Origin of the sequence: Actinophytocola gossypii (assembly GCF_025165815.1) — a bacterium.
Classification (GTDB): domain Bacteria; phylum Actinomycetota; class Actinomycetes; order Mycobacteriales; family Pseudonocardiaceae; genus Actinophytocola; species Actinophytocola gossypii.
In genome coordinates, this window is sequence record NZ_JAFFZE010000009.1 from 234,820 (window position 1) to 260,471 (window position 25,652).

The window sequence follows — 25,652 nt, forward strand, 5'->3', positions numbered from 1 at the left end:
GGCGCACGCCCTGCTGTTCGCTCTCCGGGTAACGGGAAGCCCGTCGCGCCGGGTGGCGTTGCCCGGTGCGGGGGTAGAGGTTAGGGAGAGGGCGACGTGGAAGGCAGTTGGACGTTCATGCGCGGCGCGATGCACGCCGCGGACGCACCGAAGGGGCTGCGCAAGGGCACGATCAGGCGGGTGTTCCGGTTCGCCAGGCCGCACTGGGGCAAGCTCAGCGTGTTCCTCGGGCTGACCATGGTCTCGGCGGTGCTCGCGGTGTCCACGCCGCTGCTGGCCGGCCGGGTGGTCGACGCGATCGTCGGCGAGCGGGACGTGTCGCTGGTGGTGTGGCTCGCGGTCGCGATCGCCGGCGTGGCGATCGTCGACGCCGGACTGGGGCTGGCCGAGCGGTGGCAGTCGTCGCGGATCGGTGAGGGGCTGATCTACGACCTGCGCCGCGCGGTGTTCGAGCACGTGCAGCGGATGCCGGTGGCGTTCTTCACCAGGACCCGCACCGGTGCGCTGGTCTCGCGGCTGAACAACGACGTGATGGGTGCGCAGCGCGCGTTCACCTCGACGCTGGCCGGGCTGGTCACCAACGTGATCCAGCTGGTGCTGTCGGTCGCGGTGATGATGACGCTGTCCTGGCAGGTGACCGCGCTCGCGCTGGTGCTGCTGCCGATCTTCGTGCTCCCGGCGCGGCGGATGGGCAGGCGGATGGCCGACCTGCAGCGCGAGGCGTCCACCCTGAACGCGTCGATGACCACCCAGATGGCCGAGCGGTTCTCCGCCCCGGGCGCGACCCTGGTCAAGCTGTTCGGCCACCCGCGCGCCGAGGCCGAGGAGTTCGGCGGGCGCGCCGAGCGGGTGCGGGACATCGGTGTGCGCACCGCGATGCTGACCCGCTGGTTCATGACGAGCCTGACGCTGGTGTCGGCGCTCGCGCAGGCGCTGGTGTACGGGCTCGGCGGGTACCTGGCGCTCACCGGCCAACTGGCGCCGGGCACCGTGGTCGCGCTGGCGTTGCTGCTGACCCGGCTCTACACGCCGCTGACCGCGCTCGCGAACGTGCGGGTGGACGTGATGACCGCGCTGGTGTCGTTCGAGCGGGTCTTCGAGGTGCTCGACCTGAAGCCGATGATCACCGAGTCGCCGTCGCCCCGGCGGATGCCGGACGGGGGAGTGTCGGTGGAGTTCGACGACGTGCGGTTCGCCTACCCGGCGGCGGACAAGGTGTCGCTGGCCTCGCTGGAGGAGGTCGCGGTGCTCGACCAGCGGGGCGGCGAGGAGGTGCTGCACGGGGTGTCGTTCCGGGCCGAGGCCGGGCAGATGGTGGCCCTGGTCGGGTCCTCGGGTGCGGGCAAGTCGACGATCGCCTCGCTGCTGCCGAGGCTCTACGACGTCGACTCCGGCGCCGTCCGGTTGTCCGATGTGGACGTTCGGGAGCTGTCGTTCGACGCGGTGCGGGACGCGGTCGGCGTGGTGACCCAGGACGGGCACCTGTTCCACGACACGATCCGCGCGAACCTGGCCTACCCGCGGCCGGAGGTGACCGACGAGGAGATCTGGGACGCGCTGGAGCGGTCGCGGCTGTCCGCGCTCGTGCGGTCCCTGCCGGACGGCCTGGACACGGTCGTCGGCGAACGCGGCTACCGGCTGTCCGGCGGCGAGCGGCAGCGGCTGACGATCGCGCGGCTGCTGCTCGCGCAGCCGAGGGTGGTGATCCTCGACGAGGCGACCGCGCACCTGGACTCGGAGTCGGAGGTGGCCGTGCAGGAGGCGCTGGCCGGCGCGCTCGCCGGGCGGACCGCGCTCGTGATCGCGCACCGGCTGTCCACGGTGCGCGCGGCGGACCAGATCCTGGTCGTCGAGGACGGCCGGATCGTGGAACGCGGCGACCACGAGTCCCTGCTCGCGGCGAAGGGCCGGTACGCGGAGCTGTACCGGACGCAGTTCGCCAACCAGCCGGCGGCCGCCTGACCCCGTCAGTCGAGCATGTCGGTCTGCCTGGCGACCGCGGCCCGGACCAGGGCGTGGACCTCGTTCGGGTGCTCGAGGGCGGCGGCGGACGGGATCTGGCGCAGGTAGCGGCCCTCGCCGCGCAGCAGGCGTGCCGGGTCGTCGAGCAGGGCGCCCTTGTGGAACATCAGGTTGACACCTCGGGTGGTGACGGCCACGGCGCAGACCCAGTGGTGCCAGTCGCCGCCCGCGGTGAACGTGAGGCGGCGCCACTTGATCGCCTCGTCCAGGTCCTCGCCGGTGGTGCGCACCAGGTCGGCCAGGGCGTCGGCCTCGGCCTGGTCGGGTTTCATCTGCCGAACCTCCTGTCTCGGGTGCCCCGTCACCGTGGCACAGGGGTCCGACAGTTCCGGCTCAGCGCGGCAGGTCCTCGGGACGGTCGACATCCCGACCACTGGCGACGTCCTCGCAGGGCACCTCCCGGGGCTGGTGCGCGGCCAGGTACCGGCGCGCTCCGGCGTCCCCGGTGGCCTGCTCGGCGACGGCCGCCCAACGCGTGCGGCCGATGAGCACCGGATGGCCCGGCCTGCCGTGGTAGGTCGCCCTGGCGAGCGCGTCGGGTCCGGCGAGCGCGGCCACCCGGGCGACCGCGTCGGCGGTGACCCCCGGGGTGTCCACGGGCAGCACCAGCGCCGCGGTGGCGTCCGTGCCGGCGAGGGCGGCGAGGCCGGCGCGCAGCGAGGAGCCCATCCCGGTCATCCACTCGGGGTTGTCCACAATGGACGCCTCGGGAAGCTGTGCGGTCGCCCGCACCTCGTCGGCGGAGGCCCCGAGCACCACGACGACCGGCGTGCACCCGCCGGCCAGCAACACCGCGGCGGCGCGTTCCACGAACAGCGAACCCCCGTGCCGCACCAACGCCTTCGGCATCCCGAACCGCCGCCCGGCACCGGCGGCGAGCAGCACTCCCGCCACACCCACGGGCGTGAGCGTAACTCCCGTGATCGGACTAACGCGCCCGGCCGGTGCGTTGCTCCCGGTATGCCTCTCGATATCGGTGTCCTGCTTCCGACCTCCACCCCCGACCCGACCCGGCCGATCCTCGGCGACGTCCGGGCGAGCGCGCGGTTCGCCGAGGAGGCCGGGCTCGACTCGGTGTGGTCGACCGACCACCTGGTGGCCAGCGGTCCGATGCTGGACAGCACCGTGGTCCTCGCGGCGGCCTCGGCGGTGACCGAGCGCATCACGGTGGGTTTCAACGTGATGCTGCTGTCGCTGCGGCCGGTCGCCTGGGCGGCGAAGCAGGTGAGCAGCCTGCAGCACGTGTCCGGCAACCGGCTGGTCCTCGGGATCGGCACCGGCAACCCCGCGCACGGCGACGTCGCGTGGCGCGCCACCGGTCTGTCGTACGCCGACCGGGGCCGCCGGACCGACGAGGCGCTGCGGGTGCTGCCGGACCTGGTGGCCGGGAACCGGACCGTGCTCGACGACGGCGTGGAGGTTGCCCTCGCCCCCGGCGCCGCGATGCCACCCGTGGTGATCGCCGGCAACGGCCGCGCGGCACTCCGCCGAGCGGCCGCGTACGGCGACGGCTGGGCCTCCATCGCCCTGCCGCCCGAGGACATCGCCGCAGGCCTCGCCGAGATCGCCCGCCTCGCCGGCGACCGCCCACCGGCCACCGCGACGGTCGTCGGCCCCGAGGTGGACCCCGACCCGGCCCGCACGGCGGAACGCCTGGCGTCCTACGAGGCGGCCGGCGCCACCCGCGTGATCCTCGCCCCGACCAGCCCCGACTGGCACCGCGACTACGAGTTCGCCGCCAAGGTCCGCGCCGCCTACCCCTGACCCGCGCCGCCAACGTACGACTCGCGCGCCGGGAACGTACGACTCGCGCGCCGGGAACGTACGACTCGCGCGCCGGGAACGTACGACTCGCGCGCCGGGAACGTACGACTCGCGCGCCGGGAACGTACGACTCGCGCGCCGGGAACGTACGACTCGCGAAGCTCGCGAGTCGTACGTTCCCGTTCGGTGAGTTGTACGTTCCCGTTCGGGGGTCAGGTGGGGGTGAAGGCGGGGGCGTGGTCGGCGGCCCAGCGGGTGAGGGTGCGGGGCGGGTGGCCGGTGATCTGCTCGTACGTCGGCGAGATCGGTGCTGGGCCGGGTGGGTGGGCGAGGAACATGTGGTCGACCACGTCCGGCGGGAGGCCAAGGGCGAGGAGGTCCGTGCGTGACTCCTCGGGTGTCACCTCCTCGAACCGGATCGGGCGGTTGATGCCGGTGGCGATGGCGGCCACCTGTTCCCGGAGGGTGAGTGACTCGGGGCCGGTGAGTTCGTAGCGCCGGCCGGTGTGGGTGTCGTCCAGTAGGGCGGCTACGGCGACGTCCGCGATGTCGGCCTCGTGGATCGGCGCTCCGCACGCCTCGGGGTACGCGGAGCGGACCGCTCCGTGTGCGCGGATCATCGGTGCCCAGTGGTCCAGCTTGTTCACCGCGAACTCGCCCGGGCGCAGGATCGTCCACTCGCAGCCGCTCGACTCGACCGCGAGCTCCATGTCGAACAGGGAGTCGGACGAACCCAGCATCACCATGCGCCGTACGCCGGCCGCGGCGGCGACCTTCACCAGGTCGGTCGCCTCAATCACGTCCGACAGGTCGCGCAGTACGGGCCGCAGGTACGCCAGCGGGAACACGAACATCCTGGTCACGCCCGTGAACGCGGTCGCGAAGGTCTCCGGGTGGGCGAGGTCGCCGCGCACCACCTCGACGCCGTCGGGCAGGCCGGCCGACGACGGTGAGCGGGTCACCGCCCGGACCCGCTCGCCCGCGCGCAACAGCCCGGACACCACGTGCCGGCCGACGTTCCCGGTCGCCCCGGTCACCAGGATCACCGGAAGCTCCCCACGTGGTCCCGCGCCCACTGGGCGTACGTCCGCGCCGGTCGTCCGGTGACCTCCTCGACGGTCGGCAGCGGGACGATCATCGCGTCCCACTCCTCCGGCGTGTGGTCCGGGATCTCACTGGGGGAGTAGGACTCGAACCCGGTCAGGAAGTCCGCGTTCTCCGCCGCCCACCCGCCGAGCTCGTGCAGGAGCTCCCGGGCCCGTTCGGCGGTGACCTCCTCGATCCGGACCTCCTCACCGAGGGCGTCCGACAGCGCCCGCACCTGGTCGCGCGGGCTCAGCCGCTCCGGCCCGGTCAGGTCGTAGGCCCGGCCGTGGTGCCCGTCGCCGAGCAGCGCCGCGACCCCGACCGCGGCGATGTCCGCCTCGTGGGTCGGCAGCCCGCGCCAGTCCGGCTGGTGGTGGCGCACCACCCGCTCGGTCCGGATCGACGGTCCCCACAGCCGCAGCGTGTTGGACGCGAACTCGCCCGGCCGCAGGTGCGTCCACTCGCACCCGGACGCCTCCACCGCCTGCTCCACCGGGTACTGGTAGTCGGTGTCGAGCCCGGCGGTGACCGCCCCGGACGACAGCGTCACGATCCGCTCGACGCCCGCGGCTCGCGCGGCGGCGACCACCTCGACGGCCGTGCGCGGCTCCGGGAACAGGTACATCCGGTCAACGCCGGTCAGCGCCGCCGCCATGGACGAGGGCTCCAGCAGGTCGCCGCGCACCACCTCGACCCCGTCCGGCACGGACAGCCGGCTCGGGTTCCGGCTCATCGCCCGCACCCGCTCGCCGGCCGCCGCGAGCTGCGCGACGACCTCCCGGCCGACGAACCCGGACGCGCCGGTCACCAAGATCATGCCGATCCCCTCTCAGTGGGTACTCTGTACGCATAACCTTAGCGAAGTGGGTTCGGTGTACGCAAAATCGGTTTCCCTACGATGGGCGCACGATGAGGACCAGCGACAACGACACTGCCAACGAGACCTCGGTCAGCTTCGGCGGCGCCGCGACCGCCGCGCGCAGCATGGAACTGCTCTGGGGGACCAAGCCACCACCCACGCGGGGCCGAAAACCAGGTATGACCGTCGAGACGATCGTCGCGGCGGCCATCGAGGTGGCCGACGCCGAGGGCCTGGACGGCCTGTCGATGCGCCGCGTCGCCGAGGCGCTCGGCGCCGGCACCATGTCGCTTTACCGCTACGTCCCGTCCAAGGCCGAGCTGCACGACCTGATGCTCGACACCGTCCTGGCCGACGACCCGCCGCTCGACCTGGAGACCGGCGGCTGGCGCGCCGGGCTGGAACGGTTCGCCCGGTCCAGCCTCGACGGCTACGTCCGGCACCCGTGGCTGCTCCGCGCGTCACTCACCCGGGGCGCGATGGGCCCGAACCAGACCCGGGTACTGGACGCCATGCTCACCGCGCTGGAGGGCACCGGCCTCACCGGCGGCGAGCGGATGGCCGTGATCGAACTGGTCACCGGCTACGTGCGCGGCGTCGCCCAGCAACGGGTGGACGACATCGTGGCCCGGCAGCGCAGCGGCCTGTCCGACGAGCAGTTCTGGACCGAGTTCGCGCCGCTGCTCGACGGCCACCTCACCGAGGCCCGGTTCCCCGCGCTGACCAGGCTCTGGCGTGACGAGGAGTTCGACCACGTCGACTCGTTCGAGTTCGGGCTCGCCAGGGTGCTCGACGGGATCGAGCGGCTGGTCGAGTCGCGGTGACCGACCCGAGCCTGCGGGTGTTCGGCGCCCGCGACGCCCGTGCGGTCGTGTTGGTCCTGCACGGCGGCCAGGAGACCAGCACCGCGCCCGCGCACCGGTTCCGCCCCGCGTACCTGCGCATGCTGCCGTTCGCCCGCGACCTGGCGTGGACCGGGCGGGCCGGCCGGGTGGCCGCCTTGGCGCTGCGGAACCGCGTCCGAGGCTGGAACGGCCCCGCGATGGACCCGGTGGCCGACGCGCGCTGGGCGCTGGCGGAGATCGCGCGCCGGCATCCCGGCGTGCCGGTGGTGCTGGTCGGCCACTCGATGGGCGGCCGGGTCGCGCTGCGCGTCGCCGACGACCCCGCCGTGACCGGGGTGTGCGCGCTCGCGCCGTGGACCCCGCCGGAGGAGCCGGTGGCGCAGCTGGCCGGGCGGACCGTGCTCATCGCGCACGGCGACCGGGACCGGATCACCGACCCGAGGCTGTCCCTGGACTACGCCGCACGGGTGAAGCGGGTCACCGGCGCGGTGTGCCGCTTCGACGTGCGCGGCGAGACGCACGCGATGCTGCGTCGGGCGCGGGAGTGGCGACTGCTCGTACGGCGGTTCTCACTCGGTGTGCTCGGTGTCACCGACCTGGACGAGGACATCGCGTCCGCCCTGGCCAAGCCGCCCCCCGGCGGGTTGACCGTTCCGCTCTGAGGTTCGTCTCGTACGGTAAGGCGCAACCTCCCTGGCGGTCCCCACGTCCATGGGATTGACGACGGAAGGTTGGGGAGATGAGCTACGGCCACCAGCAGGGCGCACCACGACGACCCGACTACGGCCGCCAGCCGGGCTACGGCAGGCCGCCGGGCCAGCGGCGCCCGGCCTACCACGAGACCCGCGCGCTGCCGATCCCGCCGACGGACCAGCCCCCGCACCGGCCCGGTCCGCCGCGGGACCCGTACGACCGCCGTCGCGGTGGTCCGCCGCCGGAGGGCTACGGCGCGCCGCCGCGGCCCCCGCGCCCGCCGCGCAAGCGCCGGTTCGGCCGCAAGCTGCTGATCTTCTTCGCCGTCCTGCTGCTCGCCCTCGGCGGCGTGTGGGTGTGGATGGACATGTCACTCAACCGGGTGGAAGCGCTGAAGGACTACCCGGGCCGCCCGGCCGAGGGCGCCGGCACGAACTGGCTCATCGTCGGCTCGGACAGCCGCGAGGACCTGTCCGCCGAGCAGAAGGGCGAACTCACCACCGGCGACGCGTCCGGCCGCCGCACCGACACGATGATGCTGCTGCACGTTCCGGACAACGACACCAAGCCCACGCTGGTCAGCCTGCTGCGCGACTCGTACGTGGAGATCCCCGGCAACGGCATGAACAAGCTGAACGCCGCCTACGCCATCGGCGGCCCCCAGCTGCTCGCGCAGACCGTCGAGGTCAACACCGGGCTGCGGCTCAACCACTACGCCGAGGTCGGCCTCGGCGGGTTCGCCGACGTGGTGGACGCGGTCGGCGGTGTGGAGATGTGCATCAAGGAACCGATCAACGACCCGCTGGCCGGGCTGAAGCTCAAGCCCGGCTGCCAGGAGCTGAACGGCGCGCAGGCGCTCGGCTACGTCCGCACCCGCGCGACCCCGCGCGCGGACCTCGACCGGGTGATCCACCAGCGCGAGTTCATCGGCGCGCTGACGGACAAGATCTCCAGCCCCGGCACGCTGCTGAACCCGTTCCGGCTGGTTCCGGTGCTGTCGAACGCCCCGGACGCGGTGACCGTCGACGAGGGCGACCACCTGCACCACCTGCCGAGCCTGGCGTTCGCGATCGCCGGCACGAGCGACGGCAGCACCGTGTCGACGACGGTGCCGCTCGGCGGTTCGGACCGCACCGACGTGGGCGCGGTCGTGCTGTGGGACGAGGACAAGTCCGGCCGGATGTTCGAGGCGCTGCGTACCGATCAACCGGTGCCCGAGGACACGATCGTCAAAGCCCCCTGAGCGCGGCGAGCGCCCGGTCGGCGTGTACGGCCATCCGCAGCTCGCTCTTGACGACCTCGAGGACCTTCCGGTCGGTGCCGATGACGAAGGTCTGCCGGCGGGTCAGCAGCGGGCCGAAGGATCGCCGCACGCCGAACCGGGTGGCCACGGCGCCGTCCGGGTCGGACAGCAGCGGGAAGTCGAGGGAGTGCTTCTCGCTGAACTCCCGCTGCCGGTCCACGGCGTCCGGGCTGATCCCGACCCGCTGCGCGCCGACCTCGGCGAACTCGGCGGCGAGGTCGCGGAAGTGGCAGCTCTCGGCCGTGCAGCCCTTGGTCATCGCGGCGGGGTAGAAGAACAGCACGACGGGCCCGTCGGCGAGGAGGCCGGACAGGGTGCGGGGCGTGCCGGTCTCGTCGGGCAGCTCGAAGTCGGGGGCGAGTTCGCCGGCCTGCATGGCACTCCCTTGGTGGCTGGAATGATCGGGTGCCATGGACCCTAGCCGGACCGCCGGACTGGTGACCGAGGCGTTGTCACCCGCGGTGGTCGTGGTGGCATTGCCACTGGCCGTGGCCTGGGACGCCACAGACCACTCGATCGGGGCCACGATCGGGTGGGGCCTGCTGGTCGCGGTGTTCTACAGCGCGCTGCCGATGGCGTTCGTGGTGCATGGTGCGCGGCGGGGCCGGTGGGACGGGCACTGGGTGCGGGACCGGGAGCACCGAACGCTCCCGCTGGTGATGTGCCTGCTGTCCGCGCTGGTCGGGATGGCGGTGATGGTGTGGCTGTCCGCGCCGGCCGCCGTGGTCGCCCTGGCTTGGGCGATGATCACGACGTTGGTCGCGTGCTTGGTCATCACTCGATGGTGGAAGGTCTCGGTGCACGCGACGGTGGCCGGGGGAGCGGTCGCGATGGTCACGTTCCTGTACGGGCCGTGGCTGTTGGCGCTGGTCCCGCTGGTGGCGCTGGTCTGCTGGTCGCGGGTGGTGGTGCAGGACCACACGGTCGCCCAGGTGGTGGCCGGCGCCCTGCTCGGCCCCCTGGTCGGCGGTGCGGTCTTCCTGGCGCTCAGCTGATGGTGCGGCTCTGACGGCGTGGTTCTGGCGGTGCGGCTTTGATGGCGTGGTTCTGATGGTGCGGCTTTGATGGCGTGGTTCTGATGGTGCGGCTTTGATGGCGTGGTTCTGATGGTGCGGCTTTGATGGCGTGGCTCTGGCGGCGCGGCTTTGATGGCGTGGCTCTGGCGGCGCGGCATTCGGCTTCCCGGCGTGCGCCGTCGGCTGGTCTGGCGGACGGCCTGGCTTGGGGCGTTTGGCGGTGGTTCCGGCACTGATGATCACTAACGTCGGATGCGGGCGGCCGTCGGGCACCACCCCCTGCTGTGCCCGTCGAACCCTGGTCGCCCGTCGACCGATGGGAGAGTGTGATGAGCGAACCGCGTGCCGCGAGGGTGACCCGCCGGGGTGTACTCGGCCTCGGTGTCGGGGTCGGTGCGTCCCTGGCGGGGATCACCGCGCTTGCGCCGGCTGCTTCCGCCGCCACGTTGCGGGACGGCAGCTGGTGCAACCCCGCACTGGGGTACTTCCCGAACGGCGGCCACTACGGCGCGTCACGGCCCGGTGGTGCGCATGCCGGCCAGGACGTCACCAACTCGACCGGTACGGCCGTGTACGCCGCCGCCGCGGGAACGGTGGTCCGCCGCCAGTGGGGCGGCGGCCTCGGCGGCCGGACCGGCAACGCGCTGGTCATCTCGCACGGCGGTGGCAGGTACACCTACTACGGCCACCTCAGCGTCTACCGGGTCTCGCTGAACCAGCGGGTGGCCGCCGGCCAGCGGATCGCCGACATGGGCGCGACCGGTAACGTGACCGGGCCGCACCTGCACTTCGAGATCCACACCGGCGGGCTCGGCTCGACCACCAACCCGGTCACCTATCTGCGTGCCCGCGGGGTGGACCTCGGTGGCGGCTGGTCGAGCATCGACCCGGGCGCTGCCGGCGCGACCGTGGTGGTGATCCAGTACCTGATGAACCAGCGAGGCCACGACCTCGTGGTCGATGGTGACTACGGGTCGATCTCGGTGGCCGCGGTGAAGCGGTTCCAGTCGGCGTCGGGGCTGGTGGCCGACGGGCAGGTGGGTCCGAAGACGTGGCCGAAGCTGGTGTACGCCCTGCGTCAGGGCCACCGTGGCGACCACGTCCGGGGTCTGCAGCGGGCGCTGAACAAGCGCAGTGCCGGCCTGCGGATCGACGGGGACTTCGGCTCGGTCACCAACACCGCCGTGCGGAACTACCAGAGTGCCAACCGCCTGGTGGTCGACGGCCTGGCGGGCGCGATCACCTGGCGCGCGCTCGTCGGCTGACCGCCCGGCGCCCGGTCAGCCGGGTGCGCGCAGGGTGCGGCTACGGCCGCGGAACTCGGCGACCACCTCGTCGCCCCGGCGGACGGTCACGTCGTAGACGCCGCTGCGGCCGTACCGCACCCGCTCCTCCGCGCGGGCCTCCAACTCGTCGCCAAGGCGTGCGGACGCCACGAACGTGATGTCGGCCCCGGCGGCCACCGTGACCGGGCCGTGGCTGTTGCACGCGCACGCGAATGCCGTGTCGGCCAGCGTGAACACGAACCCGCCGTGGGCCAGGGCGTGGCCGTTGACCATCGTCTCGGTGACGGTCATCCGGACCACGGCGAAACCCGGGCCGGCGTCCACCAGCCGCATGCCGAGCGACCGAGACGCCAGGTCGTCGTCGAGCATCCTTCGAACCGGTTCCGGGATCATCCGCGCATCCTCTCAGGCCGAGACCTGGGCCACATTGGTTGCACGTACGAAAGTAGGACATCAAACTATTCTTATGAGCACCGCCGCTTCGCTGTACCGCCCGGAGCACCCGGTCCGGTTCATCACCGCCGCGAGCCTCTTCGACGGGCACGACGCGGCGATCAACATCATGCGCCGGATCCTGCAGTCCCAGGGCGCCGAGGTCGTCCACCTCGGCCACAACCGGTCGGTACGCGAGGTCGTCCGCGCCGCCATCCAGGAGGACGTCCAGGGCGTCGCCATCAGCGCCTACCAGGGCGGCCACGTCGAGTACTTCAGCTACCTCGTCGAGCTGCTCGCCGAGCAGGGCGCCGGGCACATCAAGGTCTTCGGCGGCGGCGGGGGCGTCATCGTCGACGAGGAGATCCAGCTGCTGCACTCGCGCGGCGTCGCGCGGATCTTCTCGCCGGACGACGGCCAGGAACTCGGCCTCGCCCGCATGATCAACACCATGGTCGAGGCGTGCGACACCGACCTCGCGGACCGGCCGGAACCCGCGTTGGACGCGCTGCTCAGCGGGCACCACGACGCGCTCGCCCGGGTCATCACCGCGATCGAGGCCGGCCGGGCGTCCGACGCCATGCTCACCGGCATCCGCGAGGCGGCCGCCGCCCGGCAGGTCCCGGTGCTCGGCATCACCGGCACCGGCGGGTCCGGCAAGTCCTCGCTCACCGACGAACTGGTCCGCCGGTTCCGCGTCGACCAGCAGGACAAGCTGCGGATCGCGGTCATCGCGGTCGACCCGACCCGGCGGCGCGGCGGCGGCGCCCTGCTCGGCGACCGGATCCGGATGAACTCGCTCGACGGCGACCAGGTGTTCTTCCGCTCCATGGCCACCCGCGGCGCGGCCACCGAGGTGCCCGAGGGACTCACCGACGCGATCGCCGCCGCCCGCGCGGCCGGCAACGACCTGGTGATCGTGGAGACCCCCGGCATCGGCCAGGGCGACGCCGCGATCGTGCCCTACGTCGACACCTCGCTGTACGTGATGACCCCGGAGTTCGGCGCCGCCTCCCAGCTCGAGAAGATCGACATGCTGGACTTCGCCGACGTGGTGGCGATCAACAAGTTCGAGCGCCGGGGCGCCGACGACGCCCGCCGCGACGTGTCCCGGCAGCTGGTCCGCAACCGCGAGGCGTTCGGCGCGTCCTGGGAGGACATGCCGGTCTACGGCACCAGCGCCGCCACCTTCAACGACGACGGCGTCACCGCGCTCTACCACCACCTGCGCACCCTGCTCGCCGAGCACGGCCTCCAGGCCGACGAGCCGACGCTCGCGCCGGTCGACGGTCGCGTCTCCACCCGCGCCGCGACCGTCGTGCCGCCGAAGCGGGTGCGCTACCTCGCCGACATCGCCGAGACCGTCCGCGCCTACCACGAGGAGACCGACGCGCAGGTCGCCGCCCTGCGCCGGCACTCCGCGCTCACCGCCGCCCGGGAGGCGCTCGACGGCGCCGGATCGTCCACGTCGGACATCGATGCCCTCGTCGCCGAGGCGGAGCGCCGCGTCGAGCGGGACACCACCGACCTGCTCGACCGGCACCGCGCGCTCGCCGAGGAGTACGCCGGCGAGGAGCTGGTGGTGCGTGTGCGCGACAAGGAGCTGCACACCCAGCTGTGGCGCGAGACCCTGTCCGGCACCCGGCTGCCCCGCGTCGCGCTGCCCCGGTTCGACGACGACGGCTCACTGCTCCGGTTCCTGCGCAAGGAGAACCTGCCCGGCTACTTCCCGTTCACCGCGGGCGTGTTCCCGTTCCGCCGGGACAACGAGGACCCGGCCCGGATGTTCGCCGGCGAGGGCGACGCGTTCCGCACGAACCGCCGGTTCCGCTACCTGTCCGAGGGTTCCGAGGCCACCCGGCTGTCCACCGCGTTCGACTCGGTGACCCTGTACGGGCACGACCCGGACACCCCGCCGGACATCTACGGCAAGATCGGCACCTCGGGCGTCTCGATCGCCACGCTGGACGACATGAAGGCCCTCTACGACGGGTTCGACCTCACCGCACCGTCCACTTCGGTCTCCATGACCATCAACGGCCCCGCGCCGACGATCCTGGCGTACTTCCTGAACACCGCGATCGACCAGGCGGTCGACCGGTTCGTCGCCGAGCACGACCGGCAGCCGTCCGAATCCGAGCGCGCGGATCTGGCCGCGTGGGCGCTGGCCAACGTGCGCGGCACCGTGCAGGCCGACATCCTCAAGGAGGACCAGGGCCAGAACACCTGCATCTTCTCCACCGAGTTCTCCCTGCGGATGATGGCCGACATCCAGGAATGGTTCATCCAGAACAAGGTCCGCAACTTCTACTCGGTGTCGATCTCCGGTTACCACATCGCCGAGGCCGGCGCGAACCCGATCAGCCAGCTCGCCTTCACCCTCGCCAACGGCTTCACCTACGTCGAGTCCTACCTGGCGCGCGGCATGGACATCGACGACTTCGCGCCGAACCTGTCGTTCTTCTTCTCCAACGGCCTCGACGCCGAGTACAGCGTGATCGGGCGGGTGGCCAGGCGGATCTGGGCGATCGCGATGCGGGAGCGCTACGGCGCGAACGAGCGGTCGCAGAAGTTCAAGTACCACGTGCAGACCTCCGGCCGGTCGCTGCACGCGCAGGAGATGCACTTCAACGACATCCGCACCACGCTCCAGGCGCTGTGCGCGCTCTACGACAACTGCAACTCCCTGCACACCAACGCCTACGACGAGGCGGTCACCACGCCGACGGAGAGTTCGGTGCGCCGCGCGATGGCCATCCAGCTCATCATCAACAAGGAGTGGGGCCTGTCGAAGAACGAGAACCCGCTGCAGGGCTCGTTCATCGTCGACGAGCTGACCGACCTGGTCGAGGAGGCCGTGCTGGCCGAGTTCGAGCGGCTGTCCGAGCGCGGCGGCGTGCTCGGCGCGATGGAGACCGGCTACCAGCGCGGCCGCATCCAGGACGAGTCGATGCTCTACGAGCAGCGCAAGCACGACGGTTCGCTGCCGGTGATCGGGGTGAACACGTTCCTGCCGAGCAGGGACAACGCCGAGGAGCTGCCGACGATCGAGCTGGCCAGGGCCACCGAGGACGAGAAGCGCTCCCAGGTCGACCGCACCCGCGAGTTCCGCCGGCGGCACGCCGAGGACGCCCAGGACGCGCTGCGCCGGCTGCGGGAGGCCGTGGCGAACGACGCCAACGTGTTCGGCGTGCTGATGGACGCGGCTAGGGTGTGCACGTTGGGTCAGATCACCGAGACGTTCTTCGAGGTCGGTGGTCAGTACCGGCGGAACGTGTGAGAGGGGTACCGGTGGCGGAGATCGAGCGGGTCGGCGTGGTCGGCTGCGGACTGATGGGTTCTGGCATCGCGGAGGTGTGCGCGCGGGCCGGCCTGGACGTGGTCGTCAACGAGGTCGGCGAGGACGCGCTGGCCGCGGGCCGGGCGCGGATCGAGAAGTCGCTCGGCCGGGCCGTGCGCAACGGCAAGCTCGAGGAGTCCGCCCGCGACGAGGCACTGGGCCGGATCCGGTTCAGCTCCGACCTCGGCGAGTTCGCCGACCGCCAGCTGGTGGTCGAGGCGGTCGCGGAGAACGAGCAGGTCAAGACCGACGTGTTCACCGCGCTGGACAAGGTGATCACCGACCCCGAGGCGATCTTCGCGTCGAACACCTCGTCGATCCCGATCATGAAGCTGGGCATGGCGACCTCGCGACCGCAGCAGGTGATCGGCATTCACTTCTTCAACCCGGTGCCGGTGCTCAAGCTGGTCGAGCTGGTGCCGTCGCTGCTCACCGACGAGTCCACGAAGGAGCGTGCCGAGGCGTTCGTGGAGTCGAAGCTGGGCAAGGAGGTCATCCTGTCCCAGGACCGTGCCGGCTTCGTGGTGAACGCGCTGCTGGTGCCGTACCTGCTGTCGGCGATCCGGATGCTGGAGTCCGGCTTCGCGTCGCCGGAGGACATCGACACCGGCATGGTGCAGGGCTGCGCGCACCCGATGGGCCCGCTGGCGCTGACCGATCTGATCGGCCTGGACACCACCAAGGCGATCGCGGAGTCGATGTACGCGGAGTTCAAGGAGCCGCTGTACTCGCCGCCCCCGCTGCTGCTGCGGATGGTCGACGCGGGCCTGCTCGGCAAGAAGAGCAGCCGAGGCTTCTACGACTACAGCAAGTAGGGCGTCAGCTCGACTTCAGGAACCGCTGCCAGCTGTTCGGGGTGAACGACAGGGTGCCGCCGGTCCGGTTCTTGGTGTCCCGCACCAGGACGGCGTCAACGGCCTGAGCGACCTCTACGCAGTTGCTTCCGTTGCCCGCGCTGCGGCTGGACTTGCGCCAGCTCAGGCCGACCTCTACGCACGCGCCGCCGTTGCCCCCGCTGCGGCTGGACTTGCGCCAGCTCACGACGCGGTCCGTTGCTTCCATTGCTGCACACCTTCCTCAATGAGTTCCAGGGACTCGTCCCCGGAGTACGCGTCGGTCCGGATGGTGTCAAACACTACCGTTGTCATCTCCACCATTGCCGGGTCCTGCACGGTCTGGCCGTCCAGCACGGTGTCCAGGTATGCGACCGCCGGTTGTCTGGCCAGTTCCGCGATGACGAAGGCACCAGCCAGCGCGGTGTGCGCACGGGCGGCGGAGATCAGCTGGATCGTGATGCGCGGCCGGCGAGCGAACTCGGCCAACTTCGCCAGTTGAGCCGCCATCACCCCGGGGCCGCCGATCTCGCGGCGCAGCACATGCTCGTCAATGACCGCCCACAGCCACGGCGGTTCCTCGGTGTCCAGCACACGTTGGCGGTTCAGCTTCGCCGCCACCCGTGCGGTCACCTCATCGCTGGTCAGGCCGGGATACGCCTCAACCAGGGTTCTCGCGTAGTCCTCGGTCTGCAACAGGCCGGGCACAAGCGTGTGCTCGAAGGTCTTGATCGTGCGGGCCTCCGCTTCGGCGGCCACGAACGGTCGGAAGCCCGGTGAGATCGGGGCGGCGCGAATCCTCGCCTCCAGGCGACACAGCATGCCCGCCGTACCGAAGACCTTGTCCAGCAGCGCCGCCTGTTCACGGGTTGGCATCCGGTAACCGGACTCGATGTTCTTCACCGTGGAGTGGCTGAACCCGATCTGTCTGGCCAGCTCGTCCTGGGTGAGGCGGCGCGTCTCCCGCTGCGCCCGCACCTCCTCGGCGATCAGCTGCCGCTCCAGATCGCCGCCGGATCCCCCGAGAGTCATGCGCCCCCTCCTCGCACCTTATGTGACGTACAGCGCATGATAAGTCACACAGTGCGATAGGCCGCAGAGACCCGCACAGAACGAGAGCGGGCCAGGACCGCGACGCGGCCCTGGCCGGTCGGCTCACGGGTTGGTCATGTCCAGGGTGTACTGGCCGGAGCCGCTGTAGGCGTGCACCCGGTACCGGTAGTAGCCGGCCGTTCCGTTGTACGACAGGGTCTCGTCGGCGTTCGGGCTGGTGGAGCTGGCCACGTTCGCCCAGTTGTAGCCGTTCCACTTCTGCAGGTACAGGTCGAAGTCGGCGCCGGACGGGCCGTCCAGGCAGCCGGTGTGCGTGCCGCTGCCGGTCGACCGGTAGTAGCTGCCGTTCGGCTGGTAGCCGCTCTGGCCGGAGCCGAGGTTGCCGCTGCCGCTCAGGTCCGCCTCCTCCTGGCAGTCGCCGCCGCCCGGGGGTGGTTCGTCGCCGTTGGTGATCAGGGTGAGGTTGTAGGCCTGCAGGATCTCGTTCACCGGCTGGAAGTACGTGGTGCCGCCGGACCTGCAGTTCCCGGAGCCGCCGGAGGTCACGCCCTGCGCCTGGTTGCCGGCGAGCAGCGAGCCGCCGGAGTCACCCGGCTCGGCGCACACGGTGGTGCGGATCAGGCCGGACACCGTGCCCTGCGGGTAGGTCACCGACGTGTTGCGGGCCTGGATGGTGCCGCAGTGCCAGCCGGTCGTCGAGCCGGACCGGCACACCGTGGAGCCGACCGCGGCGTCCTGCGAACCGCCGACGGCGACCCGGCCACCCGCGTAGTTGTTCACCGCGCCGACCATCGTGTTGCCGGAGCCCACCCGCACCCAGGCGTAGTCGTTGCCGGGGAAGCTCGACCCGGCGAACTGGCCGTTCGGCTGGCTGGTGCTGGCTCCGGTCCGTCCACAGTGGCCGGCGGTGACGAAGCCGCCGTTCACCGAGAACCCGACCGAGCAGCGCGATCCGGAGCCGATGTAGTACGGGTTGCCGCCGACGACGTCGATCAGCGGCCGGGGCGACTCGGTCGAGCGCACCACCCGCACCGCGTCCCGGTCGACCCCGCTGGCCAGCACGAACCGCTCCCCGGCGGCGACCGAGCGGGTGTTCACCACGACCGTGTTGGTCGTGACGTCGACGTACCAGCTGGCCACCCCCGCCGGCACGGCATCGCGGTTCGCGTCCAGGGTGTCCTGCACGGCGTCCAGTTCGGCGACCGAGCGTTCGACGAGGCGTGGCTCGGCGCCTCCCTCCCGCACCGAGCCGGCCGCCTCGGCATTGGTGACGCCGACGACCAGCGTGTCGCCCTTCAGCCAGCCGCCGGCGTAGTCGTCGCCGAGCTGCTTGCGCAGCTCGAGGTTGGTGGTGCTCGCCTGTTTCTCGGCGGCGAGCCGGCTCCGCGCCTGGTCCTCGGTCAGCCCGAGATGGCGCTGGACGGCGGCCAGCATGCCGTCCCCGCCGGCGCGGTCGGGCTCCGGCGCACCGGCGGCGGGCACCGCGAGCGCGGTGACCATGGCCGTGCCGAGCGCGGCGACCAGTATTCCCAAGTGGACTCTTCGATCCATGTCCGTGTCTCCCTTGACATCGGTGCAGGGCGGATCAGCAAGGGAAACGGTAGGGCGGAAGCAGGGCGGCGGGGACATATCAACTTGCCCATCACACCGGGTTTATGCCGGCGTCGGATGTGCTCCGAAGCGCGGGTGGGCCGCCAGCCAGCGGGCGTAGGGCGGGCTGTACCGCAGCGAGTCGGTGTAGGCGGCCAGGGCGTACTGGTGCACCTGGTCGGCGACCGCGTCGGCGGGTGCCTCCGGGTGCCAGCCCAGCAGGTGCCGCCACCGCAGCGGCGCGCCGGCGAGCGGCAGGGCCCGCATCCCGGACAACTCCCGGAACGTCGGCTGGCACAGCGCGACCGCCTGGCCGCTCTGCACGAGGTCGATGCACACGCGCAGGTCGGTCTCGTACATGGGCTCCGGGCTGAACCCGGCCCGCCCGCAGGCCGCGACGAAGCACTCGGTGAAGCACCCGTCGCCCGGCGCCGCCGCCCACCGCGAACCGGCGAGGTCGGCGAGGGTCACCTCGTCCCCGCGTGCACTCGGGTGTTCCTCGGGCAGCAGCACGCCCACGACGTCGACGGCGATCAGCCGCCACTCGAGCCCGTGTTCGCTCGGCGGTGGCGCGTCCCCGCAGACCCCGACGATGGCGAAGTCGAGCCGGCCCACCGCGACCAGCTCGACGAGTTCCTGCGCCGACCAGGACGCCTGGGTGGTGATGCTGGTGTCCGGCTTGCTCTCCGACAGCCGCCGGACCAGTCCGCTGACCATCGAGTTGCACACCGAGCCGATGCGGTACCGCACGGTCGCCGCGCCGGTCCCGGACAGCCGCGCCGCCTCGTGCCGCAGGTCCTCGACCACCGGCAGCAGCACCCGCGCCCTGGCGAGTACCAGCTCACCGAGCGACGTCGGCCGGGAACCGCGCCGGTCCCGCTCGAACAGCGGACCGCCGAGCGCGCGCTCGATCCGGTTGAGCTGCGCCGTGAGCGCGGGCTGCGCCAGCCCGAGCCGCGCCGCCGCCTTGGTCACGCTGCCGCTCTCCGCGACCGCGCACACCACCCGGAGGTGCCGCAGCTCCAGCTCCATACCAGGAAACGCTAAGCCGCGCCGGACCCGACGAAAAGCCCCAAATGCGCGCAACGTGTGATACACAGATTCAAGAATGTCTCATCGACTCGGGAGGTCGCGGTGACGGCGGACGCACTCGAACGGGTCGGCGTGGACCTCCCCGGTCCCGGCTCGCTGCACTGGCGGTGGGCCGGCGAGGTCCGCGGCTACCTGCTGCTGGTCAAGGCCGGTCTGCTGCAGCTCATGCATCCCGGTCTCGGTGCTGGCGTCGAGCAGCACTCCGACTTCTTCAACGAGCCGTGGGAGCGCGTCCTGCGCTCGGTCCCCGAGATCCAGGGCGTCACCTTCGACTGGCCGGACGGCGCCCGCACCGCGCGGCGCATCCGGGAGTACCACAACGACATCAAGGGCGTGGACGGCCGGGGCGACCGCTACCACGCCCTCGACCCCGAGGTTTTCTTCTGGGCGCACGCCACGATCTTCGACGCGCTGTACCAGATGATCGACCTCTTCGACCACCGGATGAGCGACGCGGAGTCCGAACAGCTCTACGCCGAATCGCGCCGGGTGTTCCGCGCGTACGGCGTCAGCGACCGGATCGTGCCGCCGGACTGGGCCGGCTTCCGCGCCTACTTCGACCGCATGTGCCGCGAGGAACTCGTGATCACCCCGGCCGCCCGGGGTCTGATCGAGTTCGCCAAGGAGCCGCCCGCCACGTTCCCGCTGGTGCCCGCCCCGCTCTACCGGGCACTGCGCAGGCCGACCGCCAAGCCGCTGTGGTGGATCTCCGTCGGCACGCTGCCCGACCCCGTACGCCGGCAGATCGGCGAGCGGTGGACCGACCGCGACGAGCGGCGACACCGGTGGTTCCGGCGCGCGGTCGCCACGTCCTGGCGCGTCGTGCCGCCGCGGTTCAGGTACACCGAACGCGCACGGCAGGGCTTCCGGCGGGCCGGGGTGGGACCATCGGGCAGGTGAACCTCCTCGACCTGGTGCTGAACGGGCCGGAGCCGGACCCGGTCGGCGAGACCGTGCTGGACGCCGCCCTCGAGGAGTTCCTGGCCTACGGCCTGCGCCGGACCACGGTGGACGTCGTCGCCCGCCGGGCCGGAATCTCCCGGGCGACCTTGTACCGGCGCTTCGACGGCAAGGACGCCCTCGTGCAGGCGGTGCTCATCCGCGAGTGCCGGCGGTTCTTCGGCAGCATCGCCGCCGCCGTCGCCGACCAGGACACCGCCGAGGAACGCCTGGTCGAGGGGTTCGTCGTCGGCGTCCGCTACGCCAGCACCGATCCGCTGCTCAACCGCCTGCTCGCCTCCGACCCCGAGGCGCTGCTGCCGTACCTGACCACCGACGGGCACCTGGTGGTCGCCGCCGCCCGCGACTTCCTGGTCCGGCAGTCACCCGAGTCCGACCCGATCGAGGGCCGTACGCCCGAAGGAGTGGCGGAGGTGTTCGTGCGCCTCGCGATCTCGTTCACCCTGATGCCGCGCGGCGCCATCCCGCTGGACACCGACGACTCCGTGCGCGCGTTCGCCCGCGGCTACCTCGCCCCGTTGATGCGGTCCGGTACCTGAGCCGCGACGGCCGCCACGAGCAGCCGCAGGTCGGCCTTGGCCCGCTTCCACCGGGCCGTCAGCTCCGCCGGGTCCGGGTCGGCCAGCCCGAGCAGCCGCACCCCGCGCGCGGTGTCCAGCGCGGTGTCCATGACGTGCCGGAGCCGCGGCTCGTCCGCGTGCGCGCCGAACGCCGTCCCGGCCAGCTCCAGCAGTGCCGCCCGCGCCGCGGGCTCGGCCTCGACGAGTTGTTCGCGCAGTCCGGGGTCGGTGCGGGCGGCCACCCACAGCTCCATCGTCGCCCACATGACCGGGCCGTCGTGGATCTCCCACAGCAGGTCGAGGGCTGCTTCGAGCGGGTCCGGCGCCTGCCGCACGGCGTGGACCCGGTCGGACGCCAGCGACACCCGCAACGCCGCGAGGTGCCGCACGGTGGCGGCGACCAGGTCGGCGCGGGTGGGGAAGTGGTGCACCTGCGCCCCTCGGGTGACGCCGGCGAGCTCGGTGACCCTGGTCGTCGTGGTGCCCGTGTAGCCGTACCGGACCAGGCAGTCGACCGTCGCGTCGAGCAGGCGCTTGCGCATCGCGGCACGGCGTTCCTGCTGGGTCAGTCCGGTCTTGGACCTCCGCGCGGGCATCCGGTCATTTTATGTGGCGGATCTCACCGGGCTCGTGGTGCGTGCCCGGTGCCGGCGGACCGCGTCGCGGTTGGCGCACGCGGGTGAGCAGTAGCGCTGCCGCCCGCCTCGGCTGAAGTCGGCGAACGGGCGGTGGCAGTCGGCGAGTGCGCAGCGGTGCAGCCGGTCCATGCCGCGCCCGGCGAGGTGCAGCGCCGTCCCGACGCTGATCAGCGCGCGCAGCACGCCGGCCAGCGACAGGTCGGGCTCCCGGTAGTGGAGGTGCCAGCCGTTGCCGGAGTGGTCCGTCAGCCGAGGGCTCGACGCCGACTCCGCCAGCAGCGCGTTCAGCAGCCCGGCCCGCTCCCGGTGGTCCCCGCTGTCCACCACCGCCAGCCAGCGCTCCAGGAACACCGCGACCTCGGCGACGTCCCGGTCCGTGCCCGCCCGTTCGACCACCACGCCCGCCTCGACACACCGGGCGGTCAGCTCCCCGGCCGTCCGTGGTGGCGCGGCGGCCAGGTCGACCGCGAACCGGACCGGATCCTCGCCGTAAGGGTTCAGGTGCACAGGACCATTACAGCAGACTGGCCACCATGACCGCCGCGCACCGCTGGGAGACCACCTCGAGCCACGTCACGAGCGACGGCTGGGTCCGCTACCAGGCATGTCTCTGCGGCCTGACCCGCGTCCTGCTCAACGCCGAACCGATCGGCGTCGCCGCGCGGAATGATCCGCCACGCCGGGAGGTTGTCGATGAACATGACCATGGCGGCTAGCGTGGGCGGGTACCGACCGTACGTTCACCAGGAGGAATGCCCGTGACGGCGCCCGTGCCCGATGGCTTCGTGCCCACCGAGTCGGCCGTCCGCCGGGCGCTGCGCCGGGCGCGCGACGGGGTGACCCTCGACCGCACCGAGGCCGAGACGCTCCTGCACGCACGCGGTGAACAACTCGACGACCTGCTCGCCGCCGCGTCCCGGGTGCGGGACGCCGGCCTCGCCGCGGCCGGCCGCGAGGGCGTCATCACCTACTCGCGCAGTGTGTTCGTGCCGCTCACCAAGCTCTGCCGGGACCGCTGCCACTACTGCACCTTCGCCACCGTGCCCGGCCGGGTGCCCTCGGCGTTCCTCAGCGAGGACGAGATCCTGGACATCGTCCGGCGCGGCGCCGAACTGGGGTGCAAGGAAGTCCTGTTCACCCTCGGCGACCGGCCGGAGGACCGCTGGACCGCGGCGCGCGAGTGGCTGGAGGAGGCCGGCTACCCGGACACGCTCTCCTACGTGCGCGCGATGTCGATCAAGGTCCTGGAGGAGACCGGGGTGCTGCCGCACCTCAACCCCGGCGTGCTGAGCTGGACCGACTTCCAGCGGCTCAAGCCGGTGTCGGCGTCGATGGGCATGATGCTGGAGACGACCGCCACCCGGCTGTGGTCGGAGAAGGGCGGCCCGCACTACGGCTCGCCGGACAAGGAGCCCGCGGTCCGGCTGCGCGTGCTGGAGGACGCCGGCCGCAGCTCGGTGCCGTTCACCACGGGCATCCTCATCGGCATCGGCGAGACGCTGGCCGAACGGGTCGACTCGCTGTTCGCCATCCGCGGCGTCGCGCGCCAGTACGGCGGCATCCAGGAAGTCATCGTGCAGAACTTCCGCGCCAAGCCGGACACCGCCATGGCCGGCATGGCCGACGCGACTCTCGAGGAGCTGGCGGCGACCGTCGCGGTCGCCCGCCTCGTACTCGGCCCAAGGATGCGCATCCAGGCCCCGCCGAACCTGATCGGCGGCGAGTTCGAGCTGCTGCTGCGCGCCGGCATCGACGACTGGGGCGGTGTCTCGCCGCTCACGCCGGATCACGTCAACCCGGAACGGCCGTGGCCGCAGGAGGAGACGCTCACCCGGCACACGTCCGCGGCCGGGTTCACGCTCGCCGAGCGGCTGCCGATCTACCCGGAGTACGTGTTGCGGGGCGAGCCGTGGCTGGACCCGAGGGTCGCCGGCCACGTCGCCGCGCTGGCCGATCCGGCGATCGGCCTGGCCGCGACGGGGTCCGCTCCGGTCGGCCGCCCGTGGCAGGAACCCGAGGTCGCGCTGGTGTCGTCGGGCCGTACCGACCTGCACGCGTCGATCGACACCGAGGGCAGGACCGCGGACCGCCGCGACGACTTCGACTCGGTGTACGGGGACTGGGAGTCGTTGCGGGCACAGGTTTCCGCGCCGCCGACCGCCGCCGCGTCCGGGCCGTCCGAAACGCTGCGCCGGGACTTCTCCGCCGCGCTGCTGCGTGCCGAGTCTGACCCGAGTGGACTGTCCGATGAGGACGCCATGCTGTTGTTGTCCGCCAACGAGGGCGCGGAGATCACCGCGCTGGCCGCGCTGGCCGACGACGTCCGCCGGGACACGGTCGGTGACGAGGTGACCTATGTGGTCACCCGGAACATCAACTTCACCAACGTCTGCTACACCGGGTGCCGGTTCTGCGCGTTCGCGCAGCGACGCACCGACAGCGACGCCTACACGCTGTCCCTGGAGCAGGTGGGGCAGCGGGCGACGCAGGCCTGGGAGGTCGGCGCGACCGAGGTGTGCATGCAGGGCGGCATCCACCCGGACCTGCCGGGGACGGCGTACTTCGACATCGCCGCCGAGGTCAAGCGGCGGGCGCCGGGCCTGCACGTGCACGCGTTCTCGCCGATGGAGGTGGTGAACGGCGCGTCCAGGACGAACCTGTCCGTGCGCGACTGGCTGACCGCGGCCCGCGAGTCCGGAGTGGACTCCCTACCCGGCACGGCGGCCGAGATCCTCGACGACGACGTGCGCTGGATCCTGACCAAGGGCAAGCTGCCCACGGCGTCCTGGATCGAGGTCGTGACGACCGCGCACGAACTCGGCATCCCGACCACGTCGACGATGATGTACGGGCACGTCGACAACCCGTCACACTGGGTCGCCCACATCAAGCTCATCCGGGACCTACAGGCACGAACCGGTGGTTTCACGGAGTTCGTCCTGCTGCCGTTCGTGCACACGAACGCTCCGCTGTACCTGGCCGGTATCGCCAGGCCCGGCCCGACGCACCTGGAGAACCGCGCCGTGCACGCCCTGGCGCGGCTGCTGCTGCACGGCCGGATCCAGAACATCCAGACGAGCTGGGTCAAGCTGGGCACTCCGGGCGTGGTCGACGTACTGCGTGGCGGCGTCAACGACCTGGGCGGCACCCTGATGGAGGAGACCATCAGCCGCATGGCCGGTTCCGAGAACGGCAGCTACAAGACGATCGCCGACCTGGAGGCCCTCGCGCACGCGGCCGGCCGCCCGGCCCGCCAGCGCACCACCACCTACGGCGAGGTCCCGGCGGAACGCCTCACCACGGCCCGCGAACACGACGGCGTGTGGCGCCCGAACCTGCTCCCACTGGTCAGCGGCTGAGGGCACCCTCCAGAACACGATCGAGTGCGGCCCGGCCCGCGGGTCCCCAGTGCGGCTTGCCGCCGGGAAGACCCCGGTCTCCGTTCTGCCCCATGAGCATCAGGAAGAGGCTCTTCATCGCGGCCAGCCCGCGGGCGCGCCGGATCGTCGACTCGTCCGCCCGCGCGTACGTGTCGAAGAACCGTCCGGCGGCGCCCGGGGGAAGCAGCACCCAGGCGGCGGCGAGGTCCCACGCAGGATCGCCGGCGAACAGGTCACCGAAGTCGACGACGCCCGAGAGCGTTCCGGCCGAGACGACGACGTTCGCGGGATGGAGGTCGCCGTGCACCCACACCGGCGGGCCCACCCACGCGTCGGCCGCGACGGCGTCGGTCCAGACGGCCCGGACATCGGCGGCGATGTCGTCGGGGTTGACGGCCCGGAGGAAGTTCTCGAAGCCGTCCGTGCAGTCCCTGGGATGAGCACCACGGTCCGTACTGCCCGGCGCGTCAGCGGGCGCCGCCACATGGAGCGCCCGGAGGAAACCCGCCAGCGTGTCGGCCGCGTGGGTGCTGCGGGTGATCGAGCCGTGGTCGAGCGGTTCGCCGGCAACCCAGGTCATCACGGTCCAGTGCTTGGGGAAGCGCTCGGACGGTTCGCCGAACCGCACCGGGGTCGGTACCGGGAGGGGCAGGCGTGGGGCCAGCACGGGTAGCCATCGCCGCTCCTTGAACTGGAGCGCCGGGGTGGGGTCCATGCGCTGCATCCGCACGGCCAACTTGTCCCCGAGACGCCACATGTGGTTGCCCCAGCCGCCCGCCACCTCACGGATGGGCAGCCCCGCAAGGTCTGCATGCTGGTCCCGCAGCAGGTCGCGAACCAGGTCCGCGGTCACCTCGATCGCGGTGTCGGCCATGCGAAGCCACAGTACTGAGCGCGGGA

Annotated in this window: 26 protein-coding genes; 13 read left to right on the forward strand and 13 right to left on the reverse strand. The window is 71.8% G+C overall.

Going from position 1 to position 25,652, the window contains the following annotated elements; all coding sequences use genetic code 11:
• Positions 1–117: 117 nt before the first annotated feature.
• A complete protein-coding gene (locus tag JT362_RS09395; RefSeq protein WP_375546473.1) occupies positions 118–1,962 on the forward strand; it encodes an ABC transporter ATP-binding protein in 1,845 nt (614 codons plus the stop codon).
• Positions 1,963–1,967: 5 nt separating this feature from the next.
• Here JT362_RS09395 and JT362_RS09400 read toward each other — a convergent pair whose 3' ends face one another.
• A complete protein-coding gene (locus tag JT362_RS09400; RefSeq protein WP_260190687.1) occupies positions 1,968–2,294 on the reverse strand; it encodes a DUF1801 domain-containing protein in 327 nt (108 codons plus the stop codon).
• A 61-nt stretch (positions 2,295–2,355) separates the two neighbouring features.
• A complete protein-coding gene (locus tag JT362_RS09405) occupies positions 2,356–2,922 on the reverse strand; it encodes a nucleotidyltransferase family protein (RefSeq protein WP_260190688.1) in 567 nt (188 codons plus the stop codon).
• A 60-nt stretch (positions 2,923–2,982) separates the two neighbouring features.
• Here JT362_RS09405 and JT362_RS09410 point away from each other — a divergent pair, with 60 nt between their 5' ends.
• Positions 2,983–3,786, forward strand: a complete 804-nt coding sequence (locus tag JT362_RS09410; protein ID WP_260190689.1) for an LLM class flavin-dependent oxidoreductase — start codon at positions 2,983–2,985, stop codon at positions 3,784–3,786.
• Positions 3,787–3,998: 212 nt separating this feature from the next.
• On the opposite strand, the gene JT362_RS09415 is transcribed toward JT362_RS09410, so the two are convergent.
• Positions 3,999–4,832: an NAD(P)H-binding protein gene (locus JT362_RS09415; protein WP_260190690.1), complete on the reverse strand. Its 834-nt coding sequence runs from the start codon at positions 4,830–4,832 to the stop codon at positions 3,999–4,001.
• Entirely contained in the window at positions 4,829–5,689 is an 861-nt protein-coding gene (locus JT362_RS09420) for an SDR family oxidoreductase (protein WP_260190691.1), read from the reverse strand. The genes JT362_RS09415 and JT362_RS09420 overlap by 4 nt, the downstream gene beginning before the upstream one ends.
• Before the next feature lie 92 nt (positions 5,690–5,781).
• On the opposite strand from JT362_RS09420, the gene JT362_RS09425 reads away from it, so the two are divergent.
• The 3 genes from JT362_RS09425 to JT362_RS09435 all read left to right on the forward strand — a co-directional run bounded on the left by JT362_RS09425 (position 5,782) and on the right by JT362_RS09435 (position 8,512).
• Positions 5,782–6,555, forward strand: coding sequence for a TetR/AcrR family transcriptional regulator (locus JT362_RS09425; protein WP_260190692.1), 774 nt, complete (start codon positions 5,782–5,784; stop codon positions 6,553–6,555).
• Positions 6,552–7,238 (forward strand): alpha/beta hydrolase, encoded by a 687-nt coding sequence (locus tag JT362_RS09430; protein WP_260190693.1) that lies wholly within the window; start codon positions 6,552–6,554, stop codon positions 7,236–7,238. The genes JT362_RS09425 and JT362_RS09430 overlap by 4 nt, the downstream gene beginning before the upstream one ends.
• A 77-nt stretch (positions 7,239–7,315) precedes the next feature.
• Entirely contained in the window at positions 7,316–8,512 is a 1,197-nt protein-coding gene (locus JT362_RS09435; RefSeq protein ID WP_260190694.1) for an LCP family protein, read from the forward strand.
• Here JT362_RS09435 and JT362_RS09440 read toward each other — a convergent pair.
• Positions 8,499–8,948, reverse strand: a complete 450-nt coding sequence (locus tag JT362_RS09440) for a peroxiredoxin (protein ID WP_260190695.1) — start codon at positions 8,946–8,948, stop codon at positions 8,499–8,501. The two genes, JT362_RS09435 and JT362_RS09440, sit on opposite strands and share 14 nt — an antisense overlap.
• A gap of 34 nt (positions 8,949–8,982) precedes the next feature.
• Between JT362_RS09440 and JT362_RS09445 the strand changes: the two genes are divergently transcribed.
• Both JT362_RS09445 and JT362_RS09450 read left to right on the forward strand, forming a co-directional pair.
• Entirely contained in the window at positions 8,983–9,567 is a 585-nt protein-coding gene (locus JT362_RS09445) for a hypothetical protein (protein ID WP_260190697.1), read from the forward strand.
• A 350-nt stretch (positions 9,568–9,917) separates the two neighbouring features.
• Positions 9,918–10,853 carry a peptidoglycan DD-metalloendopeptidase family protein gene (locus tag JT362_RS09450; protein ID WP_260190699.1) on the forward strand — a complete coding sequence of 312 codons (936 nt, stop codon included), beginning with the start codon at positions 9,918–9,920 and terminating at the stop codon, positions 10,851–10,853.
• A gap of 15 nt (positions 10,854–10,868) precedes the next feature.
• Here the strand turns inward: JT362_RS09450 and paaI are convergent, their stop codons facing one another.
• Positions 10,869–11,267 (reverse strand): hydroxyphenylacetyl-CoA thioesterase PaaI, encoded by a 399-nt coding sequence (gene paaI / locus JT362_RS09455; RefSeq protein WP_260190701.1) that lies wholly within the window; start codon positions 11,265–11,267, stop codon positions 10,869–10,871.
• Positions 11,268–11,340: 73 nt separating this feature from the next.
• On the opposite strand from paaI, the gene icmF reads away from it, so the two are divergent.
• Positions 11,341–14,586, forward strand: coding sequence for a fused isobutyryl-CoA mutase/GTPase IcmF (icmF, locus tag JT362_RS09460; protein WP_260190703.1), 3,246 nt, complete (start codon positions 11,341–11,343; stop codon positions 14,584–14,586).
• 11 nt (positions 14,587–14,597) lie between these two features.
• The gene (locus JT362_RS09465) at positions 14,598–15,461 is read left to right on the forward strand and encodes a 3-hydroxybutyryl-CoA dehydrogenase (protein ID WP_260190704.1); all 864 of its coding nucleotides are present in this window, start codon (positions 14,598–14,600) and stop codon (positions 15,459–15,461) included.
• 4 nt (positions 15,462–15,465) lie between these two features.
• Here the strand turns inward: JT362_RS09465 and JT362_RS09470 are convergent, their stop codons facing one another.
• The 4 genes from JT362_RS09470 to JT362_RS09485 all read right to left on the reverse strand — a co-directional run bounded on the left by JT362_RS09470 (position 15,466) and on the right by JT362_RS09485 (position 19,154).
• Positions 15,466–15,708: a DUF397 domain-containing protein gene (locus JT362_RS09470; protein ID WP_260190705.1), complete on the reverse strand. Its 243-nt coding sequence runs from the start codon at positions 15,706–15,708 to the stop codon at positions 15,466–15,468.
• The gene (locus JT362_RS09475; RefSeq protein WP_260190706.1) at positions 15,684–16,511 is read right to left on the reverse strand and encodes a helix-turn-helix domain-containing protein; all 828 of its coding nucleotides are present in this window, start codon (positions 16,509–16,511) and stop codon (positions 15,684–15,686) included. Before JT362_RS09475 ends, JT362_RS09470 begins: the two co-directional genes overlap by 25 nt.
• Before the next feature lie 123 nt (positions 16,512–16,634).
• Positions 16,635–18,065 (reverse strand): S1 family peptidase, encoded by a 1,431-nt coding sequence (locus JT362_RS09480; protein ID WP_260190707.1) that lies wholly within the window; start codon positions 18,063–18,065, stop codon positions 16,635–16,637.
• Positions 18,066–18,185: 120 nt separating this feature from the next.
• Positions 18,186–19,154, reverse strand: a complete 969-nt coding sequence (locus JT362_RS09485) for a LysR family transcriptional regulator (RefSeq protein ID WP_260190708.1) — start codon at positions 19,152–19,154, stop codon at positions 18,186–18,188.
• 102 nt (positions 19,155–19,256) lie between these two features.
• Here JT362_RS09485 and JT362_RS09490 point away from each other — a divergent pair, with 102 nt between their 5' ends.
• Positions 19,257–20,114 carry an oxygenase MpaB family protein gene (locus JT362_RS09490; RefSeq protein ID WP_260190709.1) on the forward strand — a complete coding sequence of 286 codons (858 nt, stop codon included), beginning with the start codon at positions 19,257–19,259 and terminating at the stop codon, positions 20,112–20,114.
• Entirely contained in the window at positions 20,111–20,713 is a 603-nt protein-coding gene (locus tag JT362_RS09495; protein WP_260190710.1) for a TetR/AcrR family transcriptional regulator, read from the forward strand. The genes JT362_RS09490 and JT362_RS09495 overlap by 4 nt, the downstream gene beginning before the upstream one ends.
• Here the strand turns inward: JT362_RS09495 and JT362_RS09500 are convergent.
• Together JT362_RS09500 and JT362_RS09505 are read right to left on the reverse strand one after the other, a co-directional pair.
• A complete protein-coding gene (locus JT362_RS09500; RefSeq protein ID WP_260190711.1) occupies positions 20,680–21,330 on the reverse strand; it encodes a TetR family transcriptional regulator in 651 nt (216 codons plus the stop codon). The genes JT362_RS09495 and JT362_RS09500 overlap by 34 nt on opposite strands.
• 9 nt (positions 21,331–21,339) lie before the next feature.
• Positions 21,340–21,879 (reverse strand): CGNR zinc finger domain-containing protein, encoded by a 540-nt coding sequence (locus tag JT362_RS09505; protein ID WP_260190712.1) that lies wholly within the window; start codon positions 21,877–21,879, stop codon positions 21,340–21,342.
• A gap of 26 nt (positions 21,880–21,905) precedes the next feature.
• Here JT362_RS09505 and JT362_RS09510 point away from each other — a divergent pair, with 26 nt between their 5' ends.
• Together JT362_RS09510 and JT362_RS09515 are read left to right on the forward strand one after the other, a co-directional pair.
• Positions 21,906–22,088, forward strand: coding sequence for a hypothetical protein (locus JT362_RS09510; RefSeq protein WP_260190713.1), 183 nt, complete (start codon positions 21,906–21,908; stop codon positions 22,086–22,088).
• Positions 22,089–22,124: 36 nt separating this feature from the next.
• Positions 22,125–24,731: a bifunctional FO biosynthesis protein CofGH gene (locus JT362_RS09515; protein ID WP_260190714.1), complete on the forward strand. Its 2,607-nt coding sequence runs from the start codon at positions 22,125–22,127 to the stop codon at positions 24,729–24,731.
• On the opposite strand, the gene JT362_RS09520 is transcribed toward JT362_RS09515, so the two are convergent.
• Positions 24,721–25,626, reverse strand: coding sequence for an aminoglycoside phosphotransferase family protein (locus JT362_RS09520; RefSeq protein ID WP_260190715.1), 906 nt, complete (start codon positions 25,624–25,626; stop codon positions 24,721–24,723). The two genes, JT362_RS09515 and JT362_RS09520, sit on opposite strands and share 11 nt — an antisense overlap.
• Positions 25,627–25,652 lie beyond the last annotated feature (26 nt).

Coding starts and splice junctions, on each gene's coding strand:
- JT362_RS09395 (WP_375546473.1), top strand. CDS start 118: ATGCGCGGCGCGATGCACGCCGCGGACGCACCGAAGGGGCTGCGCAAG.
- JT362_RS09400 (WP_260190687.1), bottom strand. CDS start 2,294: ATGAAACCCGACCAGGCCGAGGCCGACGCCCTGGCCGACCTGGTGCGC.
- JT362_RS09410 (WP_260190689.1), top strand. CDS start 2,983: ATGCCTCTCGATATCGGTGTCCTGCTTCCGACCTCCACCCCCGACCCG.
- JT362_RS09420 (WP_260190691.1), bottom strand. CDS start 5,689: ATGATCTTGGTGACCGGCGCGTCCGGGTTCGTCGGCCGGGAGGTCGTC.
- JT362_RS09425 (WP_260190692.1), top strand. CDS start 5,782: ATGAGGACCAGCGACAACGACACTGCCAACGAGACCTCGGTCAGCTTC.
- JT362_RS09435 (WP_260190694.1), top strand. CDS start 7,316: ATGAGCTACGGCCACCAGCAGGGCGCACCACGACGACCCGACTACGGC.
- JT362_RS09440 (WP_260190695.1), bottom strand. CDS start 8,948: ATGCAGGCCGGCGAACTCGCCCCCGACTTCGAGCTGCCCGACGAGACC.
- JT362_RS09445 (WP_260190697.1), top strand. CDS start 8,983: ATGGACCCTAGCCGGACCGCCGGACTGGTGACCGAGGCGTTGTCACCC.
- JT362_RS09450 (WP_260190699.1), top strand. CDS start 9,918: ATGAGCGAACCGCGTGCCGCGAGGGTGACCCGCCGGGGTGTACTCGGC.
- paaI (WP_260190701.1), bottom strand. CDS start 11,267: ATGATCCCGGAACCGGTTCGAAGGATGCTCGACGACGACCTGGCGTCT.
- icmF (WP_260190703.1), top strand. CDS start 11,341: ATGAGCACCGCCGCTTCGCTGTACCGCCCGGAGCACCCGGTCCGGTTC.
- JT362_RS09470 (WP_260190705.1), bottom strand. CDS start 15,708: ATGGAAGCAACGGACCGCGTCGTGAGCTGGCGCAAGTCCAGCCGCAGC.
- JT362_RS09475 (WP_260190706.1), bottom strand. CDS start 16,511: ATGACTCTCGGGGGATCCGGCGGCGATCTGGAGCGGCAGCTGATCGCC.
- JT362_RS09485 (WP_260190708.1), bottom strand. CDS start 19,154: ATGGAGCTGGAGCTGCGGCACCTCCGGGTGGTGTGCGCGGTCGCGGAG.
- JT362_RS09500 (WP_260190711.1), bottom strand. CDS start 21,330: ATGCCCGCGCGGAGGTCCAAGACCGGACTGACCCAGCAGGAACGCCGT.
- JT362_RS09510 (WP_260190713.1), top strand. CDS start 21,906: ATGACCGCCGCGCACCGCTGGGAGACCACCTCGAGCCACGTCACGAGC.
- JT362_RS09515 (WP_260190714.1), top strand. CDS start 22,125: ATGCCCGTGACGGCGCCCGTGCCCGATGGCTTCGTGCCCACCGAGTCG.
- JT362_RS09520 (WP_260190715.1), bottom strand. CDS start 25,626: ATGGCCGACACCGCGATCGAGGTGACCGCGGACCTGGTTCGCGACCTG.